4 protein-coding genes, 3 tRNA genes, 1 pseudogene and 1 other annotated feature are annotated in these 6,213 nt (G+C 28.9%); of the genes and pseudogenes, 2 read left to right on the top strand and 6 right to left on the bottom strand.

Going from position 1 to position 6,213, the window contains the following annotated elements; translation table 11 throughout:
• Positions 1–109 precede the first annotated feature (109 nt).
• The 4 genes from I2E98_RS09140 to I2E98_RS09125 form a co-directional block, all read right to left on the bottom strand.
• Positions 110–183 (bottom strand) — tRNA-Gly (locus I2E98_RS09140).
• A gap of 102 nt (positions 184–285) precedes the next feature.
• A tRNA-Gly gene (locus tag I2E98_RS09135) sits at positions 286–357 on the bottom strand.
• A 3-nt stretch (positions 358–360) separates the two neighbouring features.
• A tRNA-Leu gene (locus tag I2E98_RS09130) sits at positions 361–444 on the bottom strand.
• Between the two features lie 57 nt (positions 445–501).
• On the bottom strand, positions 502–738 hold the full coding sequence (locus I2E98_RS09125; RefSeq protein ID WP_195468607.1) for a hypothetical protein: 237 nt from the start codon (positions 736–738) through the stop codon (positions 502–504).
• Positions 739–886: 148 nt separating this feature from the next.
• Positions 887–1,096, top strand: a binding site (T-box leader).
• Positions 1,097–1,352: 256 nt separating this feature from the next.
• Here I2E98_RS09125 and thrS point away from each other — a divergent pair.
• Entirely contained in the window at positions 1,353–3,284 is a 1,932-nt protein-coding gene (gene thrS / locus I2E98_RS09120; RefSeq protein ID WP_195468606.1) for a threonine--tRNA ligase, read from the top strand.
• A 153-nt stretch (positions 3,285–3,437) separates the two neighbouring features.
• On the top strand, positions 3,438–4,364 hold the full coding sequence (locus tag I2E98_RS09115; protein WP_195468605.1) for a M48 family metallopeptidase: 927 nt from the start codon (positions 3,438–3,440) through the stop codon (positions 4,362–4,364).
• A gap of 177 nt (positions 4,365–4,541) precedes the next feature.
• On the opposite strand, the pseudogene rpsD reads toward I2E98_RS09115, so the two are convergent.
• Positions 4,542–4,916, bottom strand: a pseudogene (gene rpsD / locus I2E98_RS09110) (30S ribosomal protein S4); the annotation flags it as partial.
• Positions 4,917–4,990: 74 nt separating this feature from the next.
• On the bottom strand, positions 4,991–6,211 hold the full coding sequence (locus tag I2E98_RS09105) for a homoserine dehydrogenase (RefSeq protein ID WP_195468604.1): 1,221 nt from the start codon (positions 6,209–6,211) through the stop codon (positions 4,991–4,993).
• Positions 6,212–6,213 lie beyond the last annotated feature (2 nt).

Genomic DNA, 6,213 nt, shown 5'->3' with positions numbered 1-6,213 from the left:
AAAGGAGTTTTTTTATATACTCAACGCTTAAGCTAATCTGAACATACCTGCACAGCAGGTAGTATTCATTTATACAACAAAAAAAGCTGTGAAAAACACAGCTTTAACATGGAGCGGGTAGTGGGAATCGAACCCACCTTTCCAGCTTGGAAGGCTGGAGTATTACCGATATACGATACCCGCATATTCATTTTATTAAGTTCCCTTGAACAATTTAAATTATATTATAATCATTATAGGTTGTCAACATATTTTTTAAAATTTATATAAATATTTTTATTATGAAGCGAAAGACGGGACTCGAACCCGCAACGTCCACCTTGGGAAGGTGATGCTCTGCCATTGAGCCACTTTCGCAAATGGTGCAGGTGAAGGGAGTCGAACCCTTACGCCACTGGCGCTAGATCCTAAGTCTAGTGCGTCTGCCAATTCCGCCACATCTGCATCTACTATTTATATATTACCATATTTTGTAAGAAAATTCAATGTATTTTACTTTTTTTATATTCCCATATTAAGTTGAACAAAAGCTTCTCCTAATGGTTTTCTGAATTCGTAAGTATTTCCCTTCTCCTTATCCCCTATTATAAATAATCTTCTATCACTTATTATTGTAAATCTATTAAAAAACTCTTCTCCATTATTTCTCCAATATCTTAATACCCAATGATTAGACCTACCTGAAAAGTATTGAAGCCAATCATAAGAAGAAAATTCCATAGAATTATAATCATACATAAGACTCACTCCCCAAACTTTAATTTATAAAATAATATGTTACTTTACTTAATAATATGACTTGTTAAACAAAATATTTTACCTTACAATTTATTGACATTACAAAGTTAGATACTTATAATTATTGTTAAGTAAAATTGTAAATTATTTTAATTCGATGAAGAGACGAGTAAATTAAACCTTCATTTACAGAGAGAAAATGCATTAGCTGTAAGCATTTTTAAATGAAATTAATTGAAGACTACCTCTGAGAGACTCTAATCAAGTCCGTTGCATCACGTTACGATGTTTACTTAAGTGGTCTATTTTAGACAATTAAGGGTGGAACCGCGGGAATTATAATGCTCTCGTCCCTTTTCTATACTATTTTGTATAAGAAAAGCGACGAAGAGCTTTTTTTATACAGTAAATTACTACTATATTATTTAAGATAAAGCATAATTTATTTAGAGTTAATTTAAAAACAGCTACACAAACACTTTAACTCTTTTTTATTACTACTTAGCTCTTAAATACTATAAAAGGAAACTCATCATCATATTCAATTCGATGAGCAAATTCAATTAACAAAATCAAAGATTTTGAATTTTACTTAAATGAAGGGAGATATAAAAATGATAAAAATCACTTTAAAAGATGGATCAATTAAAGAAGTTGAAAATGGATCATCAGTTTTAGACGTTGCTAAAGCTATAAGCGAAGGTTTAGCAAGAGTTGCTCAATGTGGAATAGTTAATGGTAAGGTTGTTGATTTAAGAACAACTTTAAATGAAGATTGTGAATTAGAAATTTGTACTTTTGATTCTCAAGAAGGAAAAGATGCCGTAAGACATAGTATTTCTCATGTACTTGCTGCTGCAGTTAAAAGATTATTCCCTGAAGCAAAAATTGCTATTGGACCTGCAATTGCTAACGGCTTCTACTATGATTTTGATGTAGAAAAACCTTTCTCTGCTGAAAATTTAGAAAAAATCGAAGCGGAAATGAAAAAAATAATAAAGGAAAATCCTCAAATTGAAAGATTTGAACTTCCTAGAAATGAAGCTTTAGAGCTTATGAAGGATGAACCTTACAAAGTTGAATTAATAAATGATCTTCCAGAAGATGAAGTTATATCATTCTATAAAATGGGTGATTTTACTGATTTATGTGCTGGACCTCACGTATTATCATTAAAGAATATCAAAGCTATTAAACTTATAAGAAGTGCTGGTGCTTACTGGAAAGGTGACGAAAAGAACAAGATGCTTTCTAGAATATACGGAACTGCATTCTTAAAGAAAGCTGACTTAGATGTTCATTTAGAAGCTTTAGAAGAAGCTAAAAAGAGAGATCATAATAAATTAGGTAGAGAACTTGGATTATTTACTACTGATGAAAAAGTAGGTCAAGGACTTCCATTATTCATGCCTAAGGGAGCTAAATTATTCCAAACTCTTCAAAGATGGATTGAAGATGAAGAAGAAAAAAGAGGTTATGTTTTAACTAAGACTCCATTCATGTCTAAGAATGACTTATTTGTAGCTTCTGGACACTGGAGCCACTATAAAGATGGTATGTTTGTATTAGGTGATGAAGAAAAAGATGCTGAAGTTATGGCTTTAAGACCAATGACTTGCCCATTCCAATTCACTGTTTATAATGCAGAACAACACAGCTATAGAGATCTTCCAATAAGATATGCTGAAACTTCTACTCTATTTAGAAAAGAAGCTTCAGGTGAAATGCACGGTCTTACTAGAGTTAGACAATTCACTTTATCAGAAGGTCATATAATCTGTACTCCAGACCAATTAGAAGATGAATTCAAAGAAGTTGTTGATTTAATAAACTACGTTATGGAGACTTTAGGAATTTCTGAAGATATATCTTACAGATTCTCTAAATGGGATCCAACAAATACTGAAAAGTATATAAACAATCCAGAAGCTTGGGAAGCTACTCAAAACCAAATGAGAACTATATTAGATCACTTAGGAATTGATTATGTTGAAGCTGAAGGTGAAGCAGCATTCTATGGGCCAAAACTTGATATTCAATCTAAGAATGTTCACGGAAAAGAAGATACAATAATTACTGTTCAAATTGACTTTGCTTTAGGTGAAAGACTTGGTATGACTTACATCGATAAAGATGGTGAAAAGAAAATACCATTTGTTATTCATAGATCATCAATTGGATGTTATGAAAGAACTATCGCAACTTTAATTGAAAAATATGCTGGTGCTTTCCCAACTTGGATGTCTCCAGTTCAAGCTAAGGTTCTTCCACTATCAGATAAATATGCTGACTATGCTAATGAAGTAGTTAAAACTTTAAGAAGCAATGGTGTTAGAGTTGAAGCTGACCACAGAGTTGAAAAAATTGGTTACAAAATTAGAGAAGCTAGACTTGAAAGAGTTCCTTATATCTTAGTTGTAGGTGAAAAGGAAGCTGCTAACAATGAAGTTTCTGTAAGAAGTAGAAAGAATGATGATGAAGGAGCAATGGCTTTAGATGCATTTGTTTCTAGAATCACTTCTGAAATAGCTAATAAAGAAAGATAATTTTATTAAACATGATAAGCAAATTTGTTTATCATGTTTTTTTATTTAATTTTATAATTTTAATATATTGTTTTATATGCAATTAACATAAAATTTATTAATTTGTATATCATTATATATATGAAGTATTTAGTATAAAAGGATTGATTAATTTTGAGATTTAATGAAAATAATAATTTAAAATTAACTAAAGAAGAAATTGAAAATTGTAGACATAAATCCGAAAAAAAGTGGTATGGAATTCTAGTATTTATTAACTTAATTATAATAATTTCAGTAATAATTTTTTGTATTATAAATATTCATAATTATAATACCTTACCTAATACTTTAAAAGAATCTTTTTCCGATCCTTCTGCCTATGCAAATGTTGTAATCTCTCCTAGTTCTGCTTTAAGTAATTTTCCAACAGAACTTCAACTACTAATAACAGGATTAATAGTAATAATTGCTTTTCCTTTTGGAGTAAATATCTATTATGCAAAATATAGATCTAGAGCAATAAAGATAACTGAAAATAACTTTCCAGAAATATACTATAATATTTCTGAATACTCTAATAAGCTAGGTCTAAAAAAAATACCTGAAGCTTTTTTAATTCAACAAAATGGTGTTATGAATGCTTTTTCTGCATTTATAATTCATAAGCAATATATAGAAATAGATAGCGATTTATTTGAAATTGCTTATAGAGAATATAATGATTTAGAATCTATTAATTTTATAATAGCTCATGAATTGGCTCATATAAGATATAAGCATGCTACATTTTCTTATAATTTATTTATTTTATTTTCAACTTTAATTCCTATAATAGGAACTACCGCATCTAGAGCCAGAGAATATAGCTGTGATAGGCTTGCTCAAAAAGTTACTGGTAATAGTGGTGTTGAAGCCATATTTTCTTTATTTGCCGGTAAGCATCTTTATAAGAAAATTGATGTTTATGATTATATTGAAAATAGTAAGGATATAAAAGGATTTTTTGTATGGTGTAATAATTTAGTAAGTTCTCATCCAATATTACCAAAAAGAATTAGAGCATTAATTATGGAAAAAGGAAGCGGAGAACTTTATTAGCAAATTACAAATTTTAACCTTAATGAGTTATAAATAAGAAAAAAGCTAATGTAATCTGCACATTACATTAGCTCTTTTCCTTTTCACACAACTTATTTAAATTCAACATTGGCTTATAAATAATACAAGATATAATTTTTAGAGAAAATTTCTTCCTTAAAGAAAAGATGATTTTAACTAGTTTTTAGAATAATACTCTACAACTAAAACTTCATTAATTTCTATTGGAACTTCAGATCTTTCAGGAAGTCTTTCTAAAACTCCAGAGAAATTAGCTTCATTTTTACTTAAGTATGGTAAAACATTAAGTATATTTGATTCAAAGTTTTCTTTGAACATAACATTCTTTTGAGATTTTTCTCTTAATTTAATCTCATCCCCAACTGAAACGTTGAATGATGGAATATCAACTTTTTTACCATTAACTAAAATATGACCATGAACAACCATTTGTCTTGCTTGTCTTATTGAGTTTGCAAATCCTAATCTATAAACTAAATTATCTAATCTGCATTCTAATAAGTTAATTAAAGCATGACCTGTTAATTCTTTTATATAATTTTTAACCAAATCAAAAAAAGAAAGTGCATTAAATTTAAATGCACTCCCTTTAGCTTTTCTTTTTATTAAGCAACTATTAATTTCTTTGCTTCTTCGTAATAATCTTCATTTTTCATATTCTCAATAAACTTCTCTACATATGCTTCTGAAGTACATTCAATAAAAATTGCAACTTCCCCACTTATACTTTTATCTATAATCTTTATATTATTAAAATTTTCCCTACATTTATTTATTGCTTCATCTATATTTAATGTCTTTATTCTTAATATACAATTACATGTCTTGCTTGCAAATTTTATTACATTTGCTTCTTCTTTATTAAAACTATCAACATCAGTAAATCTATTATTTATAATATCATTTAAATCACTATAAACAGCACTTCCTGTAGGTAATTTTCCAGCCCCTTTACCTACAAATAATAATTCACCTATTTCATCCCCATTTAAAATAACTGCATTAACTTCATTATTAATCTTAGCTAATATACTTTGTTCATCTACTAATACAGGCTTAACAGATGTATATATTCCACTTTTACATTTAAATGCTTCTGCTACAAGCTTAATCTTACAATTTAATTTATTAGCATATTTAAAGTCATTTTCATCTATATTAGTGATTCCTTCTATTGATATATCATTCCACTTAAACTTCTTATCAAAAGCTAGACTTGATAGTATTGAAAGTTTTCTAGCTGCATCATACCCCATAACATCAGATTCTGGATTAGTTTCTGCAAACCCAAGCTCTTGCGCCTCTTTAAGTGCCTCTTCATAAGACAAACCTTCACTATCCATCTTAGTTAATATAAAATTAGTTGTTCCGTTTAATATTGCTTTTATACTATTTATCTCATTTCCATAGAGGCTTTCAGTTAATGGCTTTATTATAGGAATACCACCTGCCACTGCTGCTTCAAATTTTAAAGAAACATTATTTTCCTTAGCTAATTGAAATAATTCATGTCCAAATGTAGCTATTAAATCCTTATTTGCTGTAACTACATGCTTCTTTAATGATAATGCATTTTTAACATAATCATAAGCTGGATGAAGACCACCCATTACTTCTATTACAACATCACTCTCTACAGAAAATAATTCTTCTACATTATCAGTAATAACTTCATTATGGCTTGAAGCAATATGCTTTTCCTTGTTTCTAACTAATATACTTGTTATTACTACTTCATTTTTTTCATTATTTTCTCTATTTTTATCTATTAATTCAATAAGTCCACTACCTACTACTCCATATCCCATAATAGCTACTTTAGTCATAA

The organism is Clostridium sp. D43t1_170807_H7, assembly GCF_015555905.1.
Classification (GTDB): Bacteria; Bacillota; Clostridia; order Clostridiales; family Clostridiaceae; genus Clostridium.
This window is presented reverse-complemented; position numbering and strand designations above follow the sequence as displayed.